This is a genomic window from Streptomyces sp. NPDC013457 (assembly GCF_043089925.1).
Classification (GTDB): Bacteria; Actinomycetota; Actinomycetes; order Streptomycetales; family Streptomycetaceae; genus Streptomyces.
In genome coordinates this window covers 387,548-413,140 of record NZ_JBICBL010000005.1, presented here as the reverse complement: position 1 = coordinate 413,140, position 25,593 = coordinate 387,548, and the positions used below count along the sequence as shown (strand labels likewise).

Genomic DNA, 25,593 nt, shown 5'->3' with positions numbered 1-25,593 from the left:
CTTGACCGCTATTGGCGCCAGTTGTCCCTTCGGGACCGTTCCGCTCCGGCCGCGGCGACGGGTGGGCGCCGCATTCAGGCGCGGGCATGACCGAAGGGCCGGACAAGCTGTACCCGGCCGAACGGGGGTGCTATGTGCCCGGTTAGGCTCCGCCCCATGGACGTACTCATCAATGTCTTCGTCGCCCTGCACATCATCGGAATCGCCTCGCTGCTCGGCGGGTTCCTCACCCAGATGAAGGCGATGGGCGCGGGTACGGCCCGCTTCACGCCCGCCATGCTCCACGGCGCGCTCACCATGCTGGTGACCGGCATCGCCCTGGTCGGCCTCAATCAGGCGGACGACCAGAGCGTCAACAACGTGAAGATCGGCATCAAGACGGCGGTGCTCGTCGTCATCCTCGCCCTCGTGTACGTGAAGCGGGACGAGGAGACGGTCGACAAGGGCCTCTTCGCCGCCGTCGGCGGCCTGACGGTCGCGAACATCTTCATCGCGACCCTCTGGACCTGACGGAGCCGGCCGGGCCACCGGGCCCGACGGCGCCGGGCCCGCGAGATCCGGCTCAGGCCGGGCGGACGCTGCCGTAGATCGGCATGTAGTAGATCGACTCCTCACGGACGTTCGCGCCCGGCTTCGGCGCGTGGATCATCTTGCCGCCGCCGATGTAGAGACCGACGTGGCTGATGTCGTCGTAGAAGAAGACGAGGTCCCCGGGGAGCAGATCGGCCGTGGCGACCCGGGTGCCCACCTCCACCTGGTCCCAGGTGGTACGGGGCAGGTCGACGCCCGCGGCCCGCCAGGCCGCCTGGGTGAGCCCCGAGCAGTCGTACGAGCTGGGGCCGGTCGCGCCCCACACGTACGGCTTGCCGATCTGGGCGCGGGCGAAGGCCAGCGCCTTCTCCGCCTTCGCCGCGTACGTCGAGTCGCCCGATCCGCCGGTCGATCCACCGGGCGCCGGCGTGGTCGGCCGCTGCTCCTTCGCCGCCTCCTCCTGCCGGCGCCGCTCGGCCTCCTCCGCCTCGGCCCTGGCCGCGGCCTCCGCCTTGGCCCGTGCCTCCGCCTTGCGCTGTGCCTCGGCCTCCCGCTTGCGCTCCAGCTCCGCGAGCCGCGCCTTCTCCTCGGCCGTCAGCCGGGCCAGCAGCGTCCGCGCCTCGCCCAGCTTCCGCTGGACGGTCTGCTTGGTCGTACGGAGTGTCGCCTGCGACTCGGTCAGGGTCTCCAGGCTCTTCGTCGCCTTCGCGCGCTGCTTCGCCGCGGCGACCCGCTTGCTCTCGTACTCCGACACCGCGCTGCGCTCGCGCTCGGTGAGCCGGTCCATGAGGTGGGACTGGTCGAAGTACGACTGCGGGCTGTCCGCGAAGATCAGCGCGGCGGTCGGGCCCACGGCCCCCGCCCGGTACTGCGCCGCCGCGTACGAGCCGAGCGCCCGCCGTGACTCGTTGATCTCGTCCGTCCGCTTGGCCACGTCGTCCAGAAGCCCGTCGACCTTGCGGCGCTGCTGGTCGGTGGCCTCCTTGGCGCGGTTGTACTCCTGCGTCGCCGTACCGGCCTGCCGGTAGAGGTCGTCGACCTTCTTCTGGATCTCCTCCACCGTCGGCTTGGCCGGGGCGGCGGGTGACGCCTGGGCACTCTGCGTGGTCAGCAGCGTGACCCCGGCGAGTGCCGCCGTCGTGACCCCGACGGCGGGGGAGTGCGATCGGGTGGTGCGCGGCTTGCGATGGGACGCCAAGACCGGCATCTCCTTCCGTGGCCGCCGAGGGGAACGACCGGCGTCAACTGCCGCGGGGCAGGGCCGGCTTCGGCGTGAGCGGCCCGCTCGGCGCGTTTCGCCGTCGGAGCGGACGGGCTGCCTGGGCGAGCACGCTAGCCAACCGGTGAGGGTGCTGTGAAGGCCGATGTTCGATATGCCCGATACTTTTCCGTGACCTAAAGTGGATCGTCACGTTCCGTAATCTCCCTCTCACTTCGGGAGGTGGGGCGGGCTGTCGGTGCGGCGGCCTAGACTCGTTAGGCGATGAGCAGCCTCTTTGACGACAGCTTCCTGGCGAGCCTCCAGAACCACTCCCCGGAGGAGCCTCCGCCCCCGCCCGAGGACGAGCACCACGTGCACGGCGCCCCGGCCGCGGAGGAGGTCCCGCACGACCTCTTCGGGGGGCGCTTCGACGCGCCGCCGGCCCGGGACGCGTACTACCGCGACGGAGCCGCCCGCCCCGTCGTGGACGCCGCCGCGCTCCTGGACGGGCTGAACGAACAGCAGCGCGCCGCCGTCGTCCACACCGACACCCCGCTGCTCATCGTCGCGGGCGCCGGCTCCGGCAAGACCCGGGTGCTCACCCACCGCATCGCCCACCTGCTGGGCACCCGGCACGTCCACCCCGGCCAGATACTGGCGATCACCTTCACCAACAAGGCCGCGGGCGAGATGAAGGAGCGCGTCGAGCACCTCGTCGGCCCGCGCGCCAACGCCATGTGGGTCATGACGTTCCACAGCGCATGCGTCCGCATCCTGCGCCGGGAGAGCAAGAAGCTCGGCTTCACGTCCTCCTTCTCGATCTACGACGCCGCCGACTCCAAGCGCCTGATGTCCCTGGTCTGCCGTGACCTGGACCTCGACCCGAAGAAGTTCCCGCCGAAGTCCTTCAGCGCCAAGATCTCGAACCTGAAGAACGAGCTGATCGACGAGGAGACCTTCGCCGACCAGGCCGTCGACGGCTTCGAGAAGACGCTCGCCGAGGCGTACCGGATGTACCAGGCACGGCTGCGCGAGGCCAACGCCCTGGACTTCGACGACATCATCATGACGACGGTCCATCTGCTCCAGGCGTTCCCGGACGTCGCCGAGCACTACCGCCGCCGCTTCCGCCACGTCCTCGTCGACGAGTACCAGGACACCAACCACGCCCAGTACACCCTCGTGCGGGAGCTGGTCGGCACCGGCTACGAGGACCTGGACCCGGCCGAGCTGTGCGTCGTCGGTGACGCGGACCAGTCGATCTACGCCTTCCGCGGCGCGACCATCCGCAACATCCTCCAGTTCGAGGAGGACTACCCGAACGCGACGACGATCCTGCTGGAGCAGAACTACCGCTCCACGCAGACGATCCTCTCCGCCGCCAACGCCGTCATCGAGCGCAACGAGTCCCGCCGTCCCAAGAACCTGTGGACCAACGCGGGCGCGGGCGCGCAGATCACCGGCTACGTCGCCGACACCGAGCACGACGAGGCCCAGTTCGTCGCCGACGAGATCGACCGGCTCACGGACGCGGGCGACGCCAAGGCCGGGGACGTCGCCGTCTTCTACCGGACCAACGCCCAGTCCCGGGTCTTCGAGGAGATCTTCATCCGCGTCGGCCTGCCCTACAAGGTCGTCGGCGGCGTGCGCTTCTACGAGCGCAAGGAGGTCCGCGACGTCCTCGCCTACCTGCGCGTCCTCGCCAACCCCGAGGACAACGTGCCGCTGCGCCGCATTCTGAACGTGCCCAAGCGCGGCATCGGCGAGCGCGCCGAGGCGATGATCGACGCCCTCTCACTCCGGGAGAAGATCACCTTCCCCCAGGCGCTGAAGCGGGTCGACGAGGCGTACGGCATGGCGGCGCGGTCCGCGAACGCGGTCAAGCGCTTCAACGCCCTCATGGAGGAGCTCCGTACGGTCGTCGACTCCGGCGCCGGCCCGGCCGTCGTCCTCGAAGCCGTCCTGGAGCGGACCGGGTACCTCGCCGAGCTGCAGGCCTCCACCGACCCGCAGGACGAGACCCGTATCGAGAACCTCCAGGAACTGGCCGCCGTGGCGCTGGAGTTCGAGCAGGAGCGCGGCGAGGAGGAGACCGGCACCCTGGCCGAGTTCCTGGAGAAGGTCGCGCTCGTCGCCGACTCCGACCAGATCCCCGACGAGGACGAGGAGGGGTCGGGCGTCATCACGCTGATGACGCTGCACACCGCCAAGGGCCTCGAATTCCCCGTGGTGTTCCTGACCGGCATGGAGGACGGCGTCTTCCCGCACATGCGCGCGCTCGGCCAGACCAAGGAGCTGGAGGAGGAGCGGCGGCTGGCGTACGTGGGCATCACCCGCGCCCGCGAGCGGCTGTACCTGACGCGCTCCTCGATGCGCAGCGCCTGGGGCCAGCCCTCGTACAACCCGGCCTCGCGCTTCCTGGAGGAGATCCCGGCGTCGTATCTGGAGTGGAAGCGGACCGGTCCCATGGTCAAGCCCGCCGGGCCGACCTCGGGGATCACCTCCTCGCTCTCCTCCTCCCGCGCGCGCTCCGGCCCCTCGGGCTTCGCGACCCGGCGGACCAGCGACAAGCCGGTGATCACGCTCCAGGTCGGCGACCGGGTCACGCACGACCAGTTCGGCCTCGGCACGGTCATGCAGGTGACGGGTGCGGGCGCCGACGCGCAGGCGACGATCGACTTCGGCGACGAGAAGCCCAAGCGGCTGCTGCTGCGGTACGCGCCGGTCGAGAAGCTGTAGGACGACGGCACATGGGAGAGGGCCCCGGCTTCGGCCGGGGCCCTCTCCCATGGTTCTGCGGATGTGTCAGCCGGTCGGGTTGAGACCGTGGCTGCGCAGCCACGCCTCGGGGTCGATCGCGGCGCCGCCGCCCGGACGGACCTCGAAGTGGAGGTGCGGGCCGGTGGAGTTGCCCGAGTTGCCCGAGTACGCGATGACGTCGCCGGCCTTGACCTTGCCCGAGCGGATCTTGGTGCTGCTCAGGTGGCAGTACCAGGTCTCGGTGCCGTCCGGGGCGGTCACGATCGCCATGTTGCCGTAGGCGCTGTTCCACTGGGTGCGGACCGTGCCGTCGGTCGCGGCCATCACCTTCGTGCCGTACTGGACGGGGAAGTCGATGCCGGTGTGCACGGACATCCAGTTGACGCCGGCCTGTCCGTAGCTCGCGCTGAGCTGGTGCAGCTTCACCGGCAGCGCGAACTTGGGACGCATCGCCTCCTTGCGGGCGGCCTCCTCCTCGCGCTTCTTCTTCTCCGCGTCCTGGCGCGCCTTGAGGTCGATGCGCTCCTGGGTGCGGCTGGCGCGGTCGCCGAAGTCGCGGGCGTCGGCGCTGAGCGCCGCGAGCTGGGTGTCCAGCTTGTTGTTGGCGGCGACCGGCTTGACCGAGGCGGGGTCGGCGGCGGCGAGCGCCGTCGTGTCGTCCTTCGTGTCGGCACCCGCGTCCGCGAGCCCGCCGACGGAGGCGGCGGCGATCCCGGCGACGCCCATCACACAGGCGGAGGGGACGGCGACGGTCAGAAGCGCGGAGCGCTTGGCGGGCGTACGGCGCCGGCCCCGGCTGCCGCCGGAGGAGCGGCGCACTGGGCGGCCGGCCGTTGCGGTCGCGACGGCGGGGGCGGGTTCCGCCTCGGCCGGGGACTCCTCGGGGAACTCGGCGGCCGGTTCCTCGGACTCCGCGGCGGCCTCGTAGTCGTACGCGTAGGTGTAGTCGCCTTCGTGCGACTCCTCGTACGACGGCTCCTCACGGGGCTGCTCGTACGGCTCCTCGTAGGCCTGTCGGTACGTGTCCTCGTGGGGCGCTTCGTACGGCGCCTCGTACGCGTCGGGCTGCTCGGCCTGCGCCTCGGGCGCGGGGGCGAACTCGTACTCGGGGGTGTACTGCTGGGGGACGACGGGGTCCGCGACCAGGACGTCCTGCTGCGCCGTGGCGTAGTTCCAGGCCGTGGCGTCGTACGTACCCGTCTCGAACGCGGGGGTCGTCCACTGACCGGTGGTGTCGTACGAGGCGAAGTGCGCGGTCTCGTACTGACCCGTCTGCTGGGCCTCGGTCCAGGCGGAGGCGTCCCACTGACCGGTGGTGTCGTACTGCGCGCCGGTGTCGTACTGGCCGGTCGTGTCGTACTGACCCGTCGTGGCGTACTGCCCGGTGGTGTCGTACTGCCCGGTGGTGTCGTACTGGCCCGTCGCCCCATAGGCGCCGGACTCCCACTGGTGGCTGCCGCTCCACTGCGTGGTGTCGTACTGGCCGCTGTGACCGGCGTCGTAGCCGCCCGGAAGGGCGCCGAAGAGCGGGTCCGTGGCGAAGCCGCCGGTGCTGTGGGCGTCGTCTCCGACGTACCCGGCGTGGGGGTGCTGGTCGTTCACCAACTTCTCTCTCGCCTCGGCGGCAGGACCAGTCCGGGGCGGGCCCGTCGAGGGGTGTCCCGGGGTTAAGCAGTGGCGCGACTGTACCCGGCGGTATACGCGACCGACAATCTTCCGAGGGTTTTGGTTCCACAGGAAACGGGCAATCGGCCGTGTTTCGGCGGCCTCGGGGAAGAGCTTTGGCTTGTGTTCGAGGAACGTTCGAAGAACAGATGCTTTCTGGCGGGTCGTCAGATCCCCTGAATCCGTACCGGCTCAGGCGACGGAGGCGGCCCCCGGCTCGGCCTCCGGTGTGGCGCCGGGCTCGTCGACGTCCAGCGCCTCGCAGATCCCCGCCGCGACGGTCGGATGCACCGGCAGGGCGAGATGGCCGATGCCGCTGACCTGAACGTTGTGCACGCGCAGATCCGGGTGGTCGAGGCGGGCCGTCTCCACCGGCACCATCACCTGGTCCAGGTCGCTCCAGAAGCTGACGCAGCGCGTCCGGCATCCCGGCGCCGGCTCGGCGAGCTCCCGCAGCACCTCGGAGCCGGGCCGCATCTGGCGGATCAGGGGATGGGCGCCGACCCAGGCGATGGCGGTGGTACCGGCGTGCGGGGTACCGAGCATGACCAGCGTCCGCACCCGCGCGTCACCGCCCAGGCGCTGTACGTAATAACGGGCGATCAGGCCGCCCAGGCTGTGCCCGACGAGGTCGACCTCGGACCGGCCGGTGCGGGCGCAGACCTCTTCGACATGGCGGCCGAGCAGCTCGGCGGCGGCACGCAGGTCGCAGGTGAGCGGAGAGTAGTTGAGCGACTCGACGGGGTGACGACCATGCCGGGCCAGGGCGCGGCGCAGCAGGACGAAGACGCTGCGGTTGTCCACGAAGCCGTGGAGGAGGACGACGGGACGCCCGGCCCCGGCCCCGGTCCCCGGCGCGGTGTCGGCGGCGACTTCGGGGCGCTCGGAGACGATGCCGGAGGGGTAGAGGAGCAGATGGCCGGTGAGGATCGCCAGCTCGAGGGCGTTGGCCTTCAGTGCTGTGGTGACCTTGGTGAGCCTGGTGAGCTCCATCGGCTACCTCCGAGCGGCACGCGGGCGCCGAACGGTAGTCCGGTGAGCCGTACGTCCGGGCCGCCGGCTGACGGCCCGGAAGTACGGCTACCCCGTTGCGGCTCCCTTGCGCACGACCCTTGCGGCTGGTGGGCCCAGGAGGAGGGCCCGGGGGTCCGGCGCAGGCGAACAATGTCCCACCGTGTGATTTCCCCCTCGGTGCCCACCGCGAAACAGCGCCGTGCGGGATGCTGGCGATAACGTTCGTTCACCTCCCCGGCAATGAAGCGCGGGGGTCGCATGTGGAGGCAGTGATGGGTGTGACCGGTCCGATCCGCGTGGTGGTGGCCAAGCCGGGTCTCGACGGCCACGATCGCGGGGCCAAGGTGATCGCGCGGGCGCTGCGCGACGCCGGCATGGAGGTCATCTACACGGGACTGCACCAGACGCCGGAGCAGATCGTGGACACGGCGATCCAGGAGGACGCCGACGCGATCGGCCTGTCGATCCTCTCGGGCGCGCACAACACGCTGTTCGTGAAGGTCCTGGAGCTTCTGAAGGAGCGCGACGCGGAGGACATCAAGGTCTTCGGCGGCGGCATCATCCCCGAGGCCGACATCGCGCCGCTGAAGGACAAGGGCGTGGCGGAGATCTTCACCCCGGGGGCGACCACGGCGTCCATCGTGGAGTGGGTCAACGCGAACGTCCGCGTCGCCGCGTAAGCCCTGCGGGGCAGGTACGGGGCAGGGCGGGGACGAGTCGGCACCGGTCCGCACGGGGCGCCGGCGCCCCCCGGCCGCCCGGCGCCCCCCCCGGGCCGCCCGGTGCCTGCCGCCGCCGCGCGCCGTCCTGCCTGGCCCCGTGACGTCGGGCGGCGTGCCACGGCCCACGAGCCGCGCCCCGCACCGTCACGCCGTGCTGCCCGGCCGGCGTCGTGGCGCCTCCGCGCCGGGGTGCTCCCGGCGGCCGGGACTGTGACGGGCATTCACTCGAACGGCTCAATCCCGCGCCCTCCGTGCCCGCCGGGCCGCACTGCCTAGGCGGTTACCCCGGTGGGGTTGCCGGATCCGCCGGCTCCGTGAGTTCCCTCTGCATCTGCGCGCGCAGGCGGAGCGTCGACACCAGGCGCTGGAACGCCTCCGACCAGTACCCCCCGGCTCCCGGGGAGGCGTCCTCCGGGTCCGTCGTCAGGGCGGTCAGCGACTCCAGCTGGTCGGCAGCTCCGGGCGAGAGGCAGCGTTCGGCGAGCCCCATCACCCCGCTGAAGCTCCAGGGGTAGCTGCCCGCGTCCCGCGCGATGTCCAGGGCGTCGATCACCGCCCCGCCCAGCGGATCCGACCAGGGCACCGTGCAGACCCCGAGGAGCTGGAAGGCCTCCGACAGGCCGTGGGCCGCTATGAACGAGGCGACCCAGCGGGCCCGCTCCTCGTGCGGGAGTATCGAGAGCAGCTTCGCCCGCTCCGCCAGGGACGACGTGCCCGGACCGGTCGCCGGCGGGGCGGAGGGTGCGCCGAGCAGCGCCCGGGACCAGTCGGCGTCCCGCTGGCGGACGGCGGCACGGCACCACGCGGCGTGCAGCTCGCCCTCCCAGTCGTCCGTGACCGGCAGCGCGACGATCTCCTCGGGGGTGCGCCCTTTGAACCGATCCGGCCAGCAGGACAGCGGCGCCGACTCCACGATCCGGCCCAGCCACCAGGACCGCTCGCCCCGGCCCGCCGGAGGGACGGCGACGACTCCGTCCCGCTGCATCCCGGCGTCGCACTCGTGCGGCGCCTCGACGGCGATCCTCGCGGGCCCGTCCGTACGGTCCAGGGAGACGCAGGACGACGCGCGGCCCGCCATCCGGTCGGCGAGGGCCGATTCGGGCAGGGCGGAGAGCAGCTCGGCGGCGGTGGACCGCACGTTACGGCTGCGGTCGGACAGGGCCTCCTCCAGGAACCCCTCGTCCGTGCCGGAGAGTCCGGCCCGCAGCGAGTCCAGGAACATCAGCCGGTCCTCGGCCCGCTCCGCCGTCCAGGTGGAGCGCAGCAGTGCCAGTCCTGCGGCGGGGTCCTCGGCCCGTACGGAGGTGAGCAGCGCGACGCGCTCGGCGAACAGGCCCTCCTCCCAGAGCGCCTCGACCGCCTCGCGGTCCCGGACGTCGGGGAGCGCGGCGCTGCCTCCCGCACCGCGGAGCGCGAACTTCCAGTCCGGGTTGAGCCGGGCCAGCCAGAGCCCGCGCGGCCCGGCGAGGGTCAGCGCCTGCGGCCGCAGGTCCGTACGGGCGCGGGCGGCGTCGAGGAGGGCGGGCAGAGCGGACGCGGGTGCCTTGTAACCGCGTTCGTTGGCCGTGGCGAGCCACTGGGGGAGCAGCTCGGCGAGGTCGGGCGCGGCCCCGCGCCGACCGCCGGACGGGGCGGGGGCGGCGCGGCCCGCGAGCAGCTGGCCGAGTCGGTGGCGGGCGGCCTCGGGCAGAGGGCGGCGGTGGTCCTCGGGCGCGGGCTCGGGTGCCGGGGCGGCGGGCCCGGGTCGCAGGCCCGCCCTGCGCCGTACCGTGTGGAGCGCGGCGGCGTCGAGCAGCGCGACGGGAGCGCCGCTGGCGGCCGTCACGGGGAGCGCCGGCGGTCGGCGATCCGTGCCGAGCAGCGCCGAGGTGACGAGTTCTTCCCAGGCGTCCATGGAGGCCTCCAGGCTGTCATCGGGCGTACGGAGTCGGGCGTACGGAGTCGGGCGGGCGGAGTCAGTGGAGCGGGACCGTCTCGCCGGGAGCGTCGGCCGACCAGGCGGCGAGCGGGGTGAACCCGCGGTGCCCGCACTCGCCGAAGACGGTCACCGGGCCGCCACCGGAGAGCGCGGCGAGCCGCCACAGGCCCGGCCGCCCGAGCGCGGGCGCGCTGACGGGCAGCGCCGCGCCGTCGTCCCTGGACGGGGCCGCGTCGGCGAGCTGCCAGCCGTGGTCCGTCGGTATCGGTACGACGTCGGAGAGCGTCACCGGCCAGGAATCCAGCCAGGGGTCCTCCCGCAGGGCGTGGCCGTACGCCGCGAGCGCGTCGCCGACGGTGCCGCCGCGGGGCGGGGCGTCCAGCGGGGCCGGGGCGGCGAACCGCTCTCCCAGCTCCGCCCTGAGCGCCCCGGCACCCGCGTGCGGGACGATCGCGGCGTCGATCACCACACCCACGGGCAGCGCCAGTTGGGGCGCGCGCCCGACCGCTCCGAAGGAGAGCAGCAGCGCCGTGCGCCCGGTGTCGCGGCCGTGCAGCCAGATGCGCCGCGTCGTCAGCTTGCCGTCACCGGTGTCGTACTGGGCGAGGACGAGCCAGCGATCCCGTACCGAGGGGCCCTCGGCGGGGGCCGTGAGGCCCACCCGGGTCCGTACCGTCGCCGCGAGCGGAGCGGGGAGCCGGTCCACGGAGAGCCAGGCCCGGTCGAGGAGATGGGTCAGGGCGCACTCCTCGAGCAGCCTGACCGGCCAGCCCTGGCCCGAGCCCGGTATGGCACCCAACTCCCGCACCCGGCCCGCGAGTCCCGGCGCCTGGGCGTCGACCATACGGGCCGCCGTCTCCTCCCACAGGCCGTACCCGGACTGCTCCGCCGAGGCCAGGCCGCCGCGGAGCAGATCGGCGAGCCGCTGCTCCAACTCCTCGGCTCCCGAGGTGATCCGGGCCGAGCGCCGCTCCGCCCTGCGGCGCGCCGCCGCGGGATCGGCGGGGGCGGCCGGGGGCGCGCCGTCCGCGCCCTTCGCGCGGACGGCGGCGCGCTCGCGTCTGCCCTCCAGCCAGCCGGACGCCCAGTCGGGCACGTCGGCGTCCGCGACGGCCGCCGTGTCCGACGCCCAGAGCAGGAGCAGCCCCAGCGCGTGCTTGCACGGGAACTTCCGGCTGGGGCAACTGCAGTTGTACGCCGGGCCCGTGGCGTCGACGACCGTCCGGTACGGCTTGCTGCCGCTGCCCTTGCACAGCCCCCACACGGCCCCGTCGCCGCTGCCCGTACCCGACCAGGGCCCGGCCGCGCCGAGCTTGCTCCCCGCTCTGCGCGAGGCGTCGTCAGGAGCCAGTGCCAGCACCTGATCCGCCGTCCAGCGCACCCCCTGTGTGTTCATGCCCCCGACGGTAGGGGGCCCCACTGACAACGGACTTGACCTGCTCGTTCGAACGAGGGGAGAGCGGAGCCGGGTATTTGACTTTGCCTTCCCTTTACGATTGTCTGCCCCCGACCCGCCACACGAACCGCACCAGGGGGACCCCTCATGAAGCGCACCATCCGCACCGCCGTCTCGGCGCTCGCCGTCACCGGTCTCGCGTTCGGCCTCGGCGCCTGCTCGGCCGCGGACAAGGCGGCGGACCAGGTCGACAAGGCCGTGAACGAGACCTTCCAGGTCACCTACGAGGTCTCCGGCAAGGGCATCGAGTCGATCGAGTACCACGGCGGCAGCGGCACGGCGATGGAGCCGAAGCTCGAGAAGGAGACGAAGCCGACGACGCCGTGGAAGAAGACGGTGACGCTGAAGGGGATCATGCCGCCGGCCGTCATGCCGATCGCGCTCGACCCGTCCGACCTCACCTGCAAGGTCATCCACGAGGGCAAGGTCATCAAGGAGGCGAAGGGCCCGGAGGCGATGGCCGGAGGCTGCGTCGCGGTCTCCCCGATCGCCGGCTGAGGCCGCGGGCACAGCCGGTTTCGGCCCCTCCGGACAGCGGCCGGGGCCGACTGTCAGTGCCATGGTGCACGGTGGATCCCACATCAGGTCGAACGATCTGGAGGGGGATCCATGACCGTGTCCGAAACCATCGCGAGCGCCGTGCCCGGCGTCGGCACCGACACCGGGGCGGGCGCCGTCCCGGCCGTCGCAGATCTCGGTTCCGAGGTCCTGCGGCCGCACGCCGAACAGGCCTTCGCGGACGAGCTCAAGGCGCTCGCCGCCGCCGACGACCGTCCGCGGCCCGCCCGTTGGCAGCTCTCGCCGTGGGCCGTCGCCACCTATCTCCTCGGCGGGACGCTCCCGGACGGAACGGTGATCACACCGAAGTACGTCGGGCCGCGCCGCATCGTCGAGGTTGCCGTCACCACACTCGCCACGGACCGGGCACTGCTGCTGCTCGGCGTGCCCGGCACGGCGAAGACCTGGGTCTCCGAACACCTCGCGGCCGCCGTCAGCGGCGACTCGACGCTGCTGGTCCAGGGCACCGCCGGGACGCCCGAAGAGGCGATCCGGTACGGCTGGAACTACGCCAAACTGCTGGCCCACGGCCCCAGTCGGGACGCGCTCGTGCCCAGTCCCGTCATGCGCGCCATGTCGGAAGGGCTGACCGCCCGCGTCGAGGAGCTCACCCGCATCCCCGCCGACGTGCAGGACACGCTCATCACGATCCTGTCCGAGAAGACCCTGCCGGTGCCGGAGCTGGGCCAGGAGGTCCAGGCGGTACGGGGCTTCAACCTCATCGCCACCGCCAACGACCGGGACCGCGGGGTCAACGACCTCTCCAGCGCGCTGCGCCGCCGTTTCAACACCGTGGTGCTGCCGCTGCCCGCCACGCCGGACGCCGAGGTCGACATCGTCGCGCGCCGCGTCGACCAGCTCGGCCGCTCGCTCGACCTGCCGGCCGTACCCGAGGGCGTCGAGGAGATCCGCCGGGTCGTCACCGTCTTCCGCGAGCTGCGCGACGGAGTCACGACGGACGGCCGTACCAAGCTCAAGTCCCCTTCGGGGACGCTGTCCACGGCCGAGGCCATCTCCGTCGTGACCGGCGGCCTCGCGCTCTCCGCCCACTTCGGCGACGGCGTGCTGCGCCCGGCCGACGTCGCCGCCGGCATCCTCGGCGCGGTCGTCCGCGACCCGGCCGCGGACCGCGTCATCTGGCAGGAGTACCTGGAGACGGTCGTCCGGGAGAGAGACGGCTGGAAGGACTTCTACCGCGCCTGCCGCGAGGTGAGCGCGTGAGGGCGCCCCGGGCCACGGAGGCACCCCCGCCGCTGACGGCACCTCAGATCCCCTGCGAGGGTGCGGTGCCTGCCGGTGCGGCGCCGGCCGTGACGTCGGCGGCGGCGCCTGCCGAGGCCGTGCCGTCCGGTACGGGACGTTCTCGGGGGACGGCCGCCCCCGGTGGGGGATCCGGGACCCTGTTCCTCGGGGTGCGGCACCACGGGCCCGGGTCCGCCCGGGCCGTGCGGGGGGCGTTGGAGGCGCGGCGGCCGGCGGTCGTGCTGATCGAGGGACCGCCGGAGGCCGACGCACTCCTGCCGCTCGCCTGCGACGACGGGATGCGGCCGCCGGTCGCCCTCCTCGCCCACGCCGTGGACGACCCCGGCCGCGCCGCGTTCTGGCCCTTCGCGGAGTTCTCGCCCGAGTGGGTGGCGATCCGCTGGGCCCTCGACCACGGCGCCGCCGTCCGCTTCATCGACCTCCCCGCCGCCCACACCCTCGCCGCCACCGACCCCACCTGGGGCGACGGCGAGGAGGACGAGGCCGACCAGGGGCTGCGGATCGACCCCATCGCCGAGCTCGCGAGCGCCGCCGGTCACGACGACCCCGAGCGCTGGTGGGAGGACGTGGTCGAGCTGCGCGGCGCCGCCGACCCCGTCGCCCCCTTCGGGGCGCTCGCCGACGCCATGGGCGCCCTGCGCGAGACGTACGGCCACGGCGGTCACGCCCGCGACCTGATCCGCGAGGCGTACATGCGGATCCAGCTCCGGGCCGCCCGCAAGGAGTTCGGGGACGACGCCGTGGCCGTCGTCTGCGGTGCCTGGCACGTGCCCGCGCTGGTGGGGAGGACGACCGCGACCGCCGACCGCGCCCTGCTCAAGGGGCTGCCCAAGGTGAAGACCGAGATGACCTGGGTGCCCTGGACCCACCGCCGTCTCGCCCGCCGCTCCGGATACGGCGCCGGCATCGACGCCCCCGGCTGGTACGGACACCTCTTCGCCACCCCCGACCGTCCGATCGAGCGGTGGATGACCAAGGTCGCCGGCCTCCTCAGGGCGGAGGACACGATGGTCTCCTCCGCCCATGTCATCGAGGCCGTGCGGCTCGCCGAGACCCTCGCGGCGATGCGCGGCAGGCCGCTCGCCGGGCTCGGCGAGACCACCGACGCGGTGCGGGCCGTGATGTGCGACGGTTCCGACCTGAAGCTCGACCTCGTGCGGGACCGCCTCGTCGTCGGCGACGTCCTCGGCGAGGTCCCGGCCGCCGCCCCCGCCGTACCGCTCCAGCGCGACCTCGCCCGGCTCCAGCGGAGCCTGCGCCTCAAGCCCGAGGCGCAGGAGCGGGAGCTGGAGCTCGACCTGCGCAAGGAGAACGACGCGGCACGCAGCCGCATGCTGCACCGGCTCACCCTGCTCTCCGTCGCCTGGGGCACACCCGTCGCCGGACGCGGCAGCACCGGCACCTTCCGGGAGAGCTGGCGGCTGCTCTGGGAGCCCGAGCTGCACGTCCGCGTCGCCGAGGCCGGCGTCTGGGGCACCACCGTCGAGTCCGCCGCCACCGCCAAGGCCGAGGCCCGCGCCCTGGAGGCCACGTCCCTCGCCGACGTCACCGCCCTCGCCGAGCAGTGCCTGCTCGGCGGACTCGGCGCCGCCCTGCCCGTCGTCATGACGGCCCTCGCCGACCGCGCCGCGCTCGACACCGACGTCGCCCACCTCGCCCAGGCCCTCCCCGCGCTCGCCCGCTCCCTGCGCTACGGAGACGTGCGCGCCACCGACACGGCCGCGCTCGGCGAGGTCGCGGCCGGGCTCGCCGAACGGATCTGCGTTGGCCTGCCGCCCGCCTGCACCGGGCTTGACACGGACGCGGCCGTCGAGATGCGCGGCCATCTCGACGGCGTCCACGGCGCGCTCCAGCTGCTCCCCGACAGTGCGGAGCTGTCCGGCAGATGGGCCGGCGTCCTGCGCGGGCTCGCCGGCCGCGACAGCGTGCCGGGCACCATCCGGGGCCGCGCCGCCCGGCTGCTCCTCGACGAGGGCGGCCTCGACGAGGACGAGGCCGCGCGGCTCATGGGTCTCGCCCTCTCGCCCGGCACCCCGCCCGCAGACGCCGCCGCCTGGATCGAGGGGTTCGTCGGCGGCGCCTCCGGCGGAGGGATGCTCCTCGTCCACGACGAACGGCTGCTCGTGCTGGTCGACACCTGGCTGACGAACGTCACGGCGGACGCCTTCACCGACGTCCTGCCGCTGCTGCGCCGCACGTTCTCGGCGTACGAACCCGGCGTGCGCCGCACCCTGGGCGAGCTGGTCGCCCGCGGCCCGTCCGCCGCATCCGGCCGCACGGAGGCCGGCCTGCCCGGCTTCGGCACCGGCCTCGACGACGAGCGGGCCGACGGAGTCCTCCCGGTGCTCGCGCTGATCCTGGGAGACATCGACATGGCGGGAGCGGGCCGATGACCGGAACGACCGGCGGAACGGGGCACGACGAGCGGCTGCGCCGCTGGCGCATGGTCCTCGGCGGCGGCGAGGCCGACGGCACCGGCCGCTCCCTCACCGGCACGGACGCCGCCATGGACGGCGCCCTGACCGCGCTCTACGGAGGAGGCACGAAGAAGACCGGGGCGAGCGGCACCGGGCGCGACCGGTCCGCAGGCCTCGGTGCCTCCGCGCCCTCCGTCGCCCGCTGGCTCGGCGACATCCGGACGTACTTCCCCAGCTCGGTCGTCCAGGTCATGCAGCGCGACGCCATCGACCGCCTCGGGCTCTCCACCCTCCTCCTGGAGCCCGAGATGCTGGAGGCCGTCGAGGCGGACGTCCACCTCGTGGGCACGCTGCTCTCCCTGAACAAGGTCATGCCCGAGACGACCAAGGAGACGGCCCGAGCGGTCGTACGGAAAGTCGTCGACGACCTGGAGAAGCGGCTCGCCACCCGTACCCGGGCCACCCTCACCGGTGCGCTCGACCGCTCGGCCCGGATCAGCAGGCCCCGGCACCGGGACATCGACTGGGACCGCACGATCCGCGCCAACCTCAAGAACTATCTGCCCGAGTACCGCACGGTCGTCCCCGAGCGGCTCGTCGGCTACGGCCGGGCGGCGCAGTCGGTCAAGAAGGACGTCGTCCTCTGTATCGACCAGTCAGGGTCGATGGCGGCCTCCGTCGTCTACGCCTCCGTCTTCGGCGCCGTACTCGCCTCCATGCGGTCGATCGCGACCCGGCTCGTCGTCTTCGACACGGCGGTCGTCGACCTCACCGACCAGCTCGACGACCCCGTCGACGTGCTCTTCGGCACCCAGCTCGGCGGCGGCACCGACATCAACCGCGCCCTCGCCTACTGCCAGTCCCAGATCACCCGGCCGGCCGACACCGTCGTCGTCCTCATCAGCGACCTCTACGAGGGGGGCATCCGCGACGAGATGCTGAAGCGGGTCGCGGCCATGAAGGCGTCCGGCGTCCAGTTCGTCGCCCTCCTCGCGCTCTCCGACGAGGGAGCCCCCGCCTACGACCGCGAGCACGCGGCGGCGCTCGCGGCGCTCGGCGCCCCCGCCTTCGCCTGCACCCCGGACCTCTTCCCCGAGGTGATGGCGGCGGCGATCGAGAAGCGGCCGCTGCCCGTGCCGGGCACGGCACAGACACTGCGGAATCCGTAGCCGGTTAACCACCCGGCCGGCCGCGTCCGGGCACACTGAGGCCCATATCACATCGGGGTCCTCGGGGCCCTCACCTCGCGTCCGGGCGCGTCGTGAGGGCCGTACACCCCTGTTCCCACCTGTGCCAGGGGTCACCAGGTCACCGCCGTGGACCCCTACGGACCGCCCCGGAACCCCTACGATCTGTGACCCGTATCACCGCTCCTGTGTGACCTGCGATTTAGGGACCCACGGCCTGCGGGGATAACCTGCGAGACGGACATGCCGCGTCCACGGACACCGTGTACGCCTCCCTTGTGACAGCGCAGTCACGTTGCCCTCCGCGGCACGCCCACGCAGACAACGAACCGCGATCATCAGAAAAGGGACGGACGCGCGTGGACCTGTTCGAGTACCAGGCGAGGGACCTCTTCGCCAAGCACGGTGTACCGGTGCTGGCCGGTGAAGTCATCGACACGCCTGAGGCGGCGCGCGAGGCCACCGAGCGTCTTGGCGGCAAGTCGGTCGTCAAGGCGCAGGTGAAGGTCGGCGGCCGCGGCAAGGCCGGCGGCGTGAAGCTGGCCGCCACCCCGGACGAGGCCGTCGCCCGCGCGACGGACATCCTCGGGATGGACATCAAGGGCCACACGGTCCACAAGGTGATGATCGCCGAGCTGTCCCCGGAGATCGAGGCGGAGTACTACGTCTCGTACCTCCTCGACCGCACCAACCGCACCTTCCTCGCGATGGCGTCGGTGCAGGGCGGCATGGACATCGAGGAGGTCGCGGAGAAGACCCCCGAGGCCCTCGCGAAGGTCCCGGTCAACGCCGTCGACGGCGTGAGCATCGAGAAGGCCCGCGAGATCGTGGCCCAGGCGCAGTTCCCGGCCGACGTGGCCGAGGGTGTCGCCGAGGCCCTGGTGACCCTGTGGAAGACCTTCGTCGCCGAGGACGCGCTCCTCGTCGAGGTCAACCCGCTGGTCAAGACCAAGGACGGCCGGATCCTGGCGCTGGACGGCAAGGTGTCCCTGGACGCCAACGCCGACTTCCGTCAGCCCGGGCACGAGGCGCTCGAGGACAAGGACGCAGCCAACCCGCTCGAGGCTGCGGCCAAGGCCAAGGGCCTCAACTACGTCAAGCTGGACGGCGAGGTCGGCATCATCGGCAACGGCGCCGGCCTGGTCATGTCGACCCTGGACGTCGTCGCGTACGCCGGTGAGAACCACGGCGGCGTGAAGCCGGCCAACTTCCTCGACATCGGCGGCGGCGCCTCCGCCGAGGTCATGGCGAACGGCCTGGAGATCATCCTGGGCGACCCGGACGTCAAGTCCGTGTTCGTCAACGTCTTCGGTGGCATCACCGCCTGTGACGAGGTCGCCAACGGCATCGTGCAGGCCCTGGAGCTCCTCGCCTCCAAGGGCGAAGAGGTCACCAAGCCGCTGGTCGTGCGCCTCGACGGCAACAACGCGGAGCTGGGTCGCAAGATCCTGTCGGACGCGAACCACCCGCTCGTGCAGCGTGTGGACACCATGGACGGCGCGGCCGACAAGGCCGCCGAGCTCGCGGCTGCGAAGTAAGGGACGAGGTCAAGCACACCATGGCTATCTTCCTCACCAAGGACAGCAAGGTCATCGTCCAGGGCATGACCGGTGCCACGGGCATGAAGCACACCAAGCTCATGCTGGGTGACGGCACCAACATCGTCGGTGGCGTGAACCCGCGCAAGGCCGGTACGTCCGTCGACTTCGACGGCACCGAGGTCCCGGTCTTCGGCTCCGTCGCCGAGGCGATGGAGAAGACGGGCGCCAACGTCTCCGTCCTCTTCGTCCCGCCGGCCTTCGCCAAGGCCGCCGTGGTCGAGGCGATCGACGCCGAGATCCCGCTCGCGGTCGTCATCACCGAGGGCATCGCCGTCCACGACTCCGCCGCCTTCTGGGCGTACGCGCAGTCGAAGGGCAACAAGACCCGCATCATCGGCCCGAACTGCCCCGGTCTCATCACCCCGGGCCAGTCCAACGCCGGCATCATCCCGGGCGACATCACGAAGCCGGGCCGCATCGGCCTGGTCTCGAAGTCCGGCACGCTGACGTACCAGATGATGTACGAGCTCCGTGACATCGGCTTCTCGTCCGCCGTCGGCATCGGTGGCGACCCGGTCATCGGCACCACGCACATCGACGCCCTCGCCGCGTTCGAGGCCGACCCCGACACCGACCTGATCGTCATGATCGGCGAGATCGGCGGCGACGCCGAGGAGCGTGCGGCGGACTTCATCGCGAAGAACGTCACCAAGCCGGTCGTCGGCTACGTCGCGGGCTTCACCGCGCCCGAGGGCAAGACCATGGGCCACGCCGGTGCCATCGTCTCCGGCTCCTCCGGCACCGCCCAGGCGAAGAAGGAGGCCCTCGAGGCCGCCGGCGTCAAGGTCGGCAAGACGCCGACCGAGACCGCCAAGCTGGCGCGCGCCATTCTGGCCGGTTAAGCAAAGCCTCGCGGGCTCGAGCAACGTCTGAACCGCACAGGTGGGCCCCGCCCCCGCCCGGGAGACCGGGTGGGGACGGGGCCCGTTCGCGTACCGCGGGGCGGGAGTCAGTGCGGATCGGGGATCAGCCGCTCCGGCCCGTTGTGGGGCTGGGAGCGGAGCCGGTCGTGCAGCCTCACGTCCTCGGGGGTGAGCTTCGGCGAGCCGCCGCGGACGGGTACCCCGTTGACCCGCTCGCCGGGGTGGATCAGCGGCAGGTACTGCGTCGGCGCGGTCGCGGCCGTCAGGGCCGTCACCGCGATGAGGGCCGCCGTCACCCCCACCACCGCACGCGTCCACATCCGGCTGCTCCGCTCGCTGCCGTCCCGTACGGACCGGGCCTCCGCGAGCGTCGCCGTCGGTGTCTCCGCGACCAGCGCGCCCAGCGTCCGCTGCAGGGCGTCGGGGTCGGCGAGCGCGGGCACGCGCTCGCCGATGGCGGTGCGGGCATGCATGACGCGGTTGGCGGCGGCGGGGGTGCTCGCCTCCGTCTCGGCCGCCGTGTCGGGCAGGTCGAGGCCGAGACCGTCGTAGAGCAGGACGGTACGGCGGTACGGCGGCGGCAGCTCCAGCAGCGCCCCGAGCAGCTCCCGCCGCGCGGGTTCGGTCGGCGGTGCGTCCGGATGCTTGTGGGCGCGGCGCAGCCGGTGCCAGGGGGACAGCGCGTACTCGTACGCCGCCGCCCGCACCCAGCCCACCGGGTCCCGGTCGACCGCGACCTCGGGCCAGCGCTGCCATGCCTGCTGGAAGGCGCGCTCGACGGCCTCCCGGGAGAGCCGGCGGCGGCCGGTGAGCAGGTACGTCTGGTGGAGGAGTCCCGGCGCCGCGTGGGCGTAGAGCGCGTCGAAGGCCTCCTCCGGGGTGAGGGAGGGCACCGCGGGGGCCATGGGGGCCATGGGTGCCTCGGGTGCTACGAGGGCCTCGGGTGCCTCGGAGGCTTCAGGCGCTACGAGGGCCTCGCGTGACTCGGAGGCTTCAGGCGCTACGAAGGCCTCGGGTGCCTCGGAGGCTTCAGGCGCTACGAGGGCCTCGGGTGCCTCGGAGGCCTCGGGTGCCTCGAAGGCCTCCGGGGCCGGAGCCTCGAGGAGCTGCTCGGCCGGCGGGTGCGGGGGCAGTGGGGGAGTCTCCACCGGTTTCAGTCTCTCCAGGGGCTGCTGGGTGTCGGGGGATCCCGCTCGGACGGCCCGCGGGGCCTTCTGGCCTCCGCCGATGCCGAGAGCGGCTGCCGCGGGGCCCTTGGGCGGCTTCGCCGCTCGCTTGGTCGCGGCCCTCGGACGGGTGTGGGCGTTCGGGGCGGCCGGCGGCGGATCGGAGGGCGTGTGCTGCTCGTCGTACGCGCCGATCAGCTTCACGTACGCCTCCTGCTTGCGCCCCCGTGGCGAGGTGCGGCCGGTCTCCCAGGACCGGACCGTCGCCCGCGTGACACCCATGGCCTCCGCGACCTGGTCCTCGCTCAAACCTTTGGCCTCGCGCAGTCTGCGCCGCTCCTTGGGAGAGGGGATGCTCCGGTTCATGGGCGACGACCTCCCGCAGGGTTCCGGGCGGAAAAGTACATAAACGTATCTTGAGCGACACAACGGCGTTTTGCCTGTTACGCGAGAAAAGCGCGTGTCGTTGGCAGCATGGGCGCGTGAACCGTCTGACCGAACGGCCCTCCTCGCCGTCAGCCGAGACCGTGGTCCGGAGCGGCCGGTCCGCCGCCCTGGCGACCGCCTTCGTGCGCGGCGGGGTCGCGGCGGGGCTCGGCCTCGGCGCGCTGGCGGTCCTCGTGACCGGACTGTGGATCAGCTCGCCCTACCCCGACAGCGGCCCCGGCGGGGCCCTGCACACCGCCGCCGGGCTGTGGCTGCTCGCCCACGGCGTGGACCTGGTCCGCACGGGAGCCATGGCCGGGGCGGGCGCGCCCGTGGGCGTGGCGCCCCTGCTGCTCATGGCCCTGCCGGCCTGGCTGCTGCACCGGGCCGCGCGGGACACGATGGAGCCGTACACCGAGCAGACGACCGGGCCCCGGTCGTCCGCGAGCGCCGCGGTGGCCGCCATGGCCGGCGGGTATCTGCTGGTCGCGGTCGGTGTCGTGGTCTACGCGGCGAGCGGTCCGCTGCCGGCGGACCCGGTGGCCGCAGGCCTGTGGCTGCCCGGAACGGTGGCCGCGGCGACGGGTCTGGGTGTCTGGACGGCGGCCGGGCGACCTCTGCCCGAGCAGGAACAGACGGCCGTGGCGCTGCGCGCGGCCGGACCGGCGCTCGTGGCCCTGCTGGGTGGCGGGGCCGTCGTGTTCGCGGCCTCGCTGGTCTGGCACGCGGGCGCGGCGCACGCTTCCTTCGCGGGGCTCGCGGGGCCTTCGGGGGAGTGGTCGGGGCGCCTGTCGGTGCTGCTGCTCGCCGCCGCGCTGGTGCCGAACGCGGCGGTCTGGGGTGCGTCGTACGGCCTCGGGCCCGGGTTCGCGCTCGGTACGGGCGCGTCCGCGACCCCTCTGGGCCTCACCGGAGCCGCGGCCGTCCCGCCCTTCCCGCTGCTCGCCGCCCTCCCCGCCGAGGGCCGGGGGAGCTGGCCGCACTGGGCCGCGGCGGCCGTACCGCTGGTGGCGGCCGTGATCCTCGGGGCGGGTGTGGGCCGCTCGGCGCGGACCTGGACGGCCCGGGACACGGCGCTGACGGCTCTGATCGGCGCCTGGGTGTGCGGGGCGGCGACGGCGCTGCTCGCGGCGGCCGCCGGAGGCCCGCTCGGCACGGGCCGGCTGGCGGAGTTCGGCCCGGTGTGGTGGCAGGCCGGCGCGGCGGCGGTGCTGTGGTGCGCGGCGGTGGGGGTGTCGGTGGCGCTGGGGGTACGGGCCTGGGCCCGGCGCGGCATGAAGCCGGCGTCCGAGCCGAGGGCGACGGAGCCGCCGGGCGCCCCCGTCACGCTGCCGGGCCCCGCTCCGGACCCCGTACCGGCGCCCGTCCCCGTGCCCGTGGCCGCCCCGCTCACCGAGGAGGCGGCGCAGGACGACGACGATGCGGGGTTCGAGCCGTACGACTACCTGCCGGCGGCCTGGGAACCGGCCCTGCCCCCGCTGCCCCCGCCGCCATGGGCCCCGCCCCCGTCCCTGCCGCCCGAAGTCCCGTGGCCTGCCCCGTCTCCTGCTCCTTCGCCTGCGCCGTATCCGGCGCAGGGTCCCGAGGGCGACGCGTAGGGCGGGCCTACTTCGGTACGCCGAACGGCTCCCGCAGCGGCTCCGGCAGCAGGTCGTTGCAGGCCAGCTGGCCCGACCTGGTCAGAGCGTCGTCGCGGCAGGTGTAGAAGTCGCGGTAGGCCATCTGCATGGTGAAGCCGCCCGCCACGATCAGCAGGGACAGCACCGCGGCGACCAGACCGCTCACGGCGGCCGTGCGCTGCGCGCGGGCCGCGATGCGCGAGGTCCCCGGCTGGACGGGCGGCTGGGGGCCGCTCGCCGAGAGGGGTTGCGGCTGGACGGGTGACGGGCCGTGCGTTCCGGGCGTTGCCTGCCCCTGCCCCTGCCCCTGCCCCTGCCCCTGCCCCTGCCCCTGCGCCTTCGGCTTGGACCGCAGCGCGCTGATCGACCAGTACATGCCCAGCGCGCCGAGCAGCAGCGCCAGCTCCGGGATGTCGAAGATCGCGAAGAAGAACGCCCACATGCCCGCGAGCAGCGCGTACCGCGCCCGCCGCTGCGTTGGGTCCGTGGGGTCCCACCGGGGCCCCGGCCCCTGGCCCTGGCCGTCGGGGCCTGTGGGGCGCTCCGGGCGCCGGCCGAAGCCGTCGGTGGAGCGACCGGGCTGGCGGCTGCTCCAGCGGCCCGGGGCCCCGGAGCGGTCGGAGCCGTCGGGGGCCCCGGACGACCCGGACGACGGGTCGTCGTCCGAGCCCTCCGGCCGCCGCGGCTGCCACGGCTGGTCCGGCTGCCCCTCGGGCGGCGGCGCGAACGGGTTGTTGTCGTCCGTGGACTGGCGTTCCGGCATCTGCTGAACGTCTTCCCTCTGTCGTCGCAACTGCTGTCTCAACTACGGGCTGAACTGTCGTCGAACCCCGACGCTACCCCCCGGCCACGCCCCCGTCCCGTGGGGGCCTTCCCGTGTGCCGGTATCGTTGCTGACGGTCGGGCCCTTCGTAGGGTTCCCCGTATCCAGAGGCACGATTCGTTCGTGCGACCGTACAAACACCACGGAAAGAGTGACCCAGTGGCCGCCGCCCGCCTCGTCGTCCTGGTCTCCGGCTCCGGCACCAACCTTCAGGCGCTGCTCGACGCCATCGCCGCCGATCCCGAGGGGTACGGCGCGGAGATCGTCGCCGTCGGCGCCGACCGCACCGGCATCGCGGGTCTGGACCGGGCCGAGCGCGCCGGTCTCCCCACCTTCGTCTGCCGGGTGAAGGACCACGCGACCCGCGAGGGGTGGGACCGCGCCCTGACCGAGGCCACCGCCGCGTACGAGCCCGACCTGGTCGTCTCGGCCGGTTTCATGAAGATCGTCGGCAAGGAGTTCCTCGCCCGCTTCGGCGGCCGGGTCGTGAACACCCACCCGGCGCTGCTCCCCAGTTTTCCCGGTGCCCATGGAGTGCGGGACGCACTCGCGTACGGCGCGAAGGTCACCGGATGCACCGTCCACTTCGTCGACGACGGCGTCGACACCGGCCCGATCATCGCCCAGGGCGTGGTCGAGGTCCGGGACGAGGACGATGAAGCCGCTCTCCATGAGCGCATCAAGGAAGTCGAGCGCTCGCTGCTCGTCGAGGTCGTGGGGCGTCTGGCCCGGCACGGCTACCGCATTGAGGGACGAAAGGTAACAATCCCGTGACCGCCGAAGGTACGAAGCGCCCCATCCGCCGCGCACTCGTCAGCGTCTACGACAAGACCGGCCTTGAGGAGCTGGCCCGCGGCCTGCACGAGGCGGGTGTCGCCCTCGTCTCCACCGGCTCCACCGCCTCGAAGATCGCCGCGGCCGGTGTCCCGGTCACCAAGGTCGAGGAGCTCACCGGCTTCCCCGAGTGCCTGGACGGCCGCGTCAAGACCCTCCACCCGCGCGTGCACGCCGGCATCCTCGCCGACCTGCGTCTGGAGGACCACCGCAACCAGCTCGCCGAGCTGGGTGTCGAGCCCTTCGACCTGGTGATCGTCAACCTGTACCCGTTCAAGGAGACCGTCGCCTCCGGCGCCACCCCGGACGAGTGCGTCGAGCAGATCGACATCGGCGGCCCGTCGATGGTCCGCGCCGCCGCCAAGAACCACCCGTCGGTGGCGGTCGTCACCAGCCCGGCGCGGTACGCGGACGTCCTCGTGGCGGCGAGGGAGGGCGGCTTCGACCTGACCGCCCGCAAGCGCCTGGCGGCCGAGGCCTTCCAGCACACCGCCGCGTACGACGTGGCTGTCGCCTCCTGGTTCGCCGACGACTACGCCGCCGCGGACGACTCGGGCTTCCCCGACTTCCTCGGAGCCACCTACGAGCGCTCCAGCGTGCTGCGCTACGGCGAGAACCCGCACCAGGGCGCCGCGCTCTACGTCGACGGCACGGGCGGCCTCGCCGAGGCCGAGCAGCTGCACGGCAAGGAGATGTCGTACAACAACTACACGGACACCGACGCCGCGCGCCGGGCCGCGTACGACCACTCCGAGCCGTGCGTCGCGATCATCAAGCACGCGAACCCCTGCGGCATCGCCGTCGGCGCGGACGTCGCCGAGGCCCACCGCAGGGCGCACGCCTGTGACCCGCTGTCCGCCTTCGGCGGCGTGATCGCGGTCAACCGTCCGGTCTCCGTCGCGATGGCCGAGCAGGTCGCCGAGATCTTCACCGAGGTCGTCGTCGCCCCCGGTTACGAGGACGGCGCCGTCGAGATCCTCGCCAGGAAGAAGAACATCCGCGTGCTGCGCGCCGAAGGCGCCCCGGCGAACCCGGTCGAGGTCAAGCCGATCGACGGCGGCGCGCTCCTCCAGGTCACCGACCGCCTCCAGGCCGAGGGCGACGACCCGGCGAACTGGACGCTGGCGGCGGGCGACGCCCTCTCCGCCGAGGAGCTGGCCGAGCTCGCGTTCGCCTGGAAGGCGTGCCGCGCGGTCAAGTCCAACGCGATCCTGCTGGCGAAGGACGGCGCCTCGGTCGGCGTCGGCATGGGGCAGGTCAACCGCGTCGACTCCGCGAAGCTCGCGGTCGAGCGGGCGGGCGAGGAGCGCGCGCGGGGCTCGTACGCGGCCTCGGACGCGTTCTTCCCGTTCCCCGACGGCCTGGAGATCCTCACGGCGGCCGGCGTGAAGGCGGTCGTGCAGCCCGGCGGCTCGGTGCGCGACGAGCAGGTGGTCGAGGCGGCGAAGAAGGCGGGCGTGACGATGTACTTCACGGGCACCCGCCACTTCTTCCACTGACCGCAACGGTACGACGGGCGGCCCGCCGGTACGTGACGTACCGGCGGGCCGCCCGTCTCGGTCTGTGGGG

Annotated in this window: 19 protein-coding genes; 12 read left to right on the top strand and 7 right to left on the bottom strand. The window is 73.0% G+C overall.

Annotated elements, in window-relative coordinates; genetic code table 11:
- Window positions 1-156 precede the first annotated feature (156 nt).
- Complete coding sequence (locus tag ACF1G2_RS16410; protein WP_391798912.1) at window positions 157-510, top strand: hypothetical protein; 354 nt, start codon at window positions 157-159, stop codon at window positions 508-510.
- A 52-nt stretch (window positions 511-562) separates the two neighbouring features.
- Here ACF1G2_RS16410 and ACF1G2_RS16405 read toward each other — a convergent pair whose 3' ends face one another.
- The gene (locus ACF1G2_RS16405) at window positions 563-1,738 is read right to left on the bottom strand and encodes an NlpC/P60 family protein (protein ID WP_391798911.1); all 1,176 of its coding nucleotides are present in this window, start codon (window positions 1,736-1,738) and stop codon (window positions 563-565) included.
- A 276-nt stretch (window positions 1,739-2,014) separates the two neighbouring features.
- Between ACF1G2_RS16405 and pcrA the strand changes: the two genes are divergently transcribed.
- Window positions 2,015-4,471, top strand: a complete 2,457-nt coding sequence (gene pcrA / locus ACF1G2_RS16400; RefSeq protein WP_391798910.1) for a DNA helicase PcrA — start codon at window positions 2,015-2,017, stop codon at window positions 4,469-4,471.
- A 66-nt stretch (window positions 4,472-4,537) separates the two neighbouring features.
- Here pcrA and ACF1G2_RS16395 read toward each other — a convergent pair whose 3' ends face one another.
- A complete protein-coding gene (locus tag ACF1G2_RS16395; RefSeq protein ID WP_391798909.1) occupies window positions 4,538-6,094 on the bottom strand; it encodes a M23 family metallopeptidase in 1,557 nt (518 codons plus the stop codon).
- 255 nt (window positions 6,095-6,349) lie between these two features.
- A complete protein-coding gene (locus ACF1G2_RS16390) occupies window positions 6,350-7,150 on the bottom strand; it encodes an esterase/lipase family protein (protein WP_391798908.1) in 801 nt (266 codons plus the stop codon).
- A 293-nt stretch (window positions 7,151-7,443) separates the two neighbouring features.
- On the opposite strand from ACF1G2_RS16390, the gene ACF1G2_RS16385 reads away from it, so the two are divergent.
- Window positions 7,444-7,851, top strand: coding sequence for a cobalamin B12-binding domain-containing protein (locus tag ACF1G2_RS16385; RefSeq protein WP_391798907.1), 408 nt, complete (start codon window positions 7,444-7,446; stop codon window positions 7,849-7,851).
- A 322-nt stretch (window positions 7,852-8,173) separates the two neighbouring features.
- On the opposite strand, the gene ACF1G2_RS16380 is transcribed toward ACF1G2_RS16385, so the two are convergent.
- Window positions 8,174-9,787 (bottom strand): DUF5691 domain-containing protein, encoded by a 1,614-nt coding sequence (locus tag ACF1G2_RS16380; protein ID WP_391798906.1) that lies wholly within the window; start codon window positions 9,785-9,787, stop codon window positions 8,174-8,176.
- Window positions 9,788-9,848: 61 nt separating this feature from the next.
- Window positions 9,849-11,207 carry an SWIM zinc finger family protein gene (locus ACF1G2_RS16375; RefSeq protein WP_391798905.1) on the bottom strand — a complete coding sequence of 453 codons (1,359 nt, stop codon included), beginning with the start codon at window positions 11,205-11,207 and terminating at the stop codon, window positions 9,849-9,851.
- Window positions 11,208-11,354: 147 nt separating this feature from the next.
- On the opposite strand from ACF1G2_RS16375, the gene ACF1G2_RS16370 reads away from it, so the two are divergent.
- The 6 genes from ACF1G2_RS16370 to sucD all read left to right on the top strand — a co-directional run bounded on the left by ACF1G2_RS16370 (window position 11,355) and on the right by sucD (window position 19,135).
- Window positions 11,355-11,765 (top strand): hypothetical protein, encoded by a 411-nt coding sequence (locus ACF1G2_RS16370; protein ID WP_391798904.1) that lies wholly within the window; start codon window positions 11,355-11,357, stop codon window positions 11,763-11,765.
- Between the two features lie 111 nt (window positions 11,766-11,876).
- The gene (locus ACF1G2_RS16365) at window positions 11,877-13,046 is read left to right on the top strand and encodes an AAA family ATPase (protein ID WP_391798903.1); all 1,170 of its coding nucleotides are present in this window, start codon (window positions 11,877-11,879) and stop codon (window positions 13,044-13,046) included.
- Between the two features lie 119 nt (window positions 13,047-13,165).
- Window positions 13,166-15,481 (top strand): DUF5682 family protein, encoded by a 2,316-nt coding sequence (locus tag ACF1G2_RS16360; protein ID WP_391799039.1) that lies wholly within the window; start codon window positions 13,166-13,168, stop codon window positions 15,479-15,481.
- Window positions 15,478-16,674, top strand: coding sequence for a VWA domain-containing protein (locus ACF1G2_RS16355; RefSeq protein ID WP_391798902.1), 1,197 nt, complete (start codon window positions 15,478-15,480; stop codon window positions 16,672-16,674). The genes ACF1G2_RS16360 and ACF1G2_RS16355 overlap by 4 nt, the downstream gene beginning before the upstream one ends.
- Window positions 16,675-17,051: 377 nt before the next feature.
- Window positions 17,052-18,230, top strand: coding sequence for an ADP-forming succinate--CoA ligase subunit beta (sucC, locus tag ACF1G2_RS16350; RefSeq protein ID WP_391798901.1), 1,179 nt, complete (start codon window positions 17,052-17,054; stop codon window positions 18,228-18,230).
- Window positions 18,231-18,250: 20 nt separating this feature from the next.
- Window positions 18,251-19,135 carry a succinate--CoA ligase subunit alpha gene (gene sucD, locus ACF1G2_RS16345; RefSeq protein WP_260229316.1) on the top strand — a complete coding sequence of 295 codons (885 nt, stop codon included), beginning with the start codon at window positions 18,251-18,253 and terminating at the stop codon, window positions 19,133-19,135.
- Between the two features lie 107 nt (window positions 19,136-19,242).
- Here the strand turns inward: sucD and ACF1G2_RS16340 are convergent, their stop codons facing one another.
- The gene (locus tag ACF1G2_RS16340; RefSeq protein ID WP_391798900.1) at window positions 19,243-20,688 is read right to left on the bottom strand and encodes a sigma factor-like helix-turn-helix DNA-binding protein; all 1,446 of its coding nucleotides are present in this window, start codon (window positions 20,686-20,688) and stop codon (window positions 19,243-19,245) included.
- Between the two features lie 116 nt (window positions 20,689-20,804).
- Here ACF1G2_RS16340 and ACF1G2_RS16335 point away from each other — a divergent pair, with 116 nt between their 5' ends.
- The gene (locus ACF1G2_RS16335) at window positions 20,805-22,346 is read left to right on the top strand and encodes a DUF6350 family protein (RefSeq protein WP_391798899.1); all 1,542 of its coding nucleotides are present in this window, start codon (window positions 20,805-20,807) and stop codon (window positions 22,344-22,346) included.
- A gap of 7 nt (window positions 22,347-22,353) precedes the next feature.
- On the opposite strand, the gene ACF1G2_RS16330 is transcribed toward ACF1G2_RS16335, so the two are convergent.
- On the bottom strand, window positions 22,354-23,130 hold the full coding sequence (locus ACF1G2_RS16330; RefSeq protein WP_391798898.1) for a hypothetical protein: 777 nt from the start codon (window positions 23,128-23,130) through the stop codon (window positions 22,354-22,356).
- Window positions 23,131-23,349: 219 nt separating this feature from the next.
- On the opposite strand from ACF1G2_RS16330, the gene purN reads away from it, so the two are divergent.
- Both purN and purH read left to right on the top strand, forming a co-directional pair.
- The gene (gene purN / locus ACF1G2_RS16325; protein ID WP_391798897.1) at window positions 23,350-23,964 is read left to right on the top strand and encodes a phosphoribosylglycinamide formyltransferase; all 615 of its coding nucleotides are present in this window, start codon (window positions 23,350-23,352) and stop codon (window positions 23,962-23,964) included.
- A complete protein-coding gene (gene purH, locus ACF1G2_RS16320; RefSeq protein WP_391798896.1) occupies window positions 23,961-25,523 on the top strand; it encodes a bifunctional phosphoribosylaminoimidazolecarboxamide formyltransferase/IMP cyclohydrolase in 1,563 nt (520 codons plus the stop codon). The genes purN and purH overlap by 4 nt, the downstream gene beginning before the upstream one ends.
- Window positions 25,524-25,593: the final 70 nt, after the last annotated feature.

Coding starts and splice junctions, on each gene's coding strand:
- ACF1G2_RS16410 (WP_391798912.1), top strand. CDS start 157: ATGGACGTACTCATCAATGTCTTCGTCGCCCTGCACATCATCGGAATC.
- ACF1G2_RS16405 (WP_391798911.1), bottom strand. CDS start 1,738: ATGCCGGTCTTGGCGTCCCATCGCAAGCCGCGCACCACCCGATCGCAC.
- pcrA (WP_391798910.1), top strand. CDS start 2,015: ATGAGCAGCCTCTTTGACGACAGCTTCCTGGCGAGCCTCCAGAACCAC.
- ACF1G2_RS16390 (WP_391798908.1), bottom strand. CDS start 7,150: ATGGAGCTCACCAGGCTCACCAAGGTCACCACAGCACTGAAGGCCAAC.
- ACF1G2_RS16385 (WP_391798907.1), top strand. CDS start 7,444: ATGGGTGTGACCGGTCCGATCCGCGTGGTGGTGGCCAAGCCGGGTCTC.
- ACF1G2_RS16380 (WP_391798906.1), bottom strand. CDS start 9,787: ATGGACGCCTGGGAAGAACTCGTCACCTCGGCGCTGCTCGGCACGGAT.
- ACF1G2_RS16375 (WP_391798905.1), bottom strand. CDS start 11,207: ATGAACACACAGGGGGTGCGCTGGACGGCGGATCAGGTGCTGGCACTG.
- ACF1G2_RS16370 (WP_391798904.1), top strand. CDS start 11,355: ATGAAGCGCACCATCCGCACCGCCGTCTCGGCGCTCGCCGTCACCGGT.
- ACF1G2_RS16365 (WP_391798903.1), top strand. CDS start 11,877: ATGACCGTGTCCGAAACCATCGCGAGCGCCGTGCCCGGCGTCGGCACC.
- ACF1G2_RS16355 (WP_391798902.1), top strand. CDS start 15,478: ATGACCGGAACGACCGGCGGAACGGGGCACGACGAGCGGCTGCGCCGC.
- sucD (WP_260229316.1), top strand. CDS start 18,251: ATGGCTATCTTCCTCACCAAGGACAGCAAGGTCATCGTCCAGGGCATG.
- ACF1G2_RS16340 (WP_391798900.1), bottom strand. CDS start 20,688: ATGAACCGGAGCATCCCCTCTCCCAAGGAGCGGCGCAGACTGCGCGAG.
- ACF1G2_RS16330 (WP_391798898.1), bottom strand. CDS start 23,130: ATGCCGGAACGCCAGTCCACGGACGACAACAACCCGTTCGCGCCGCCG.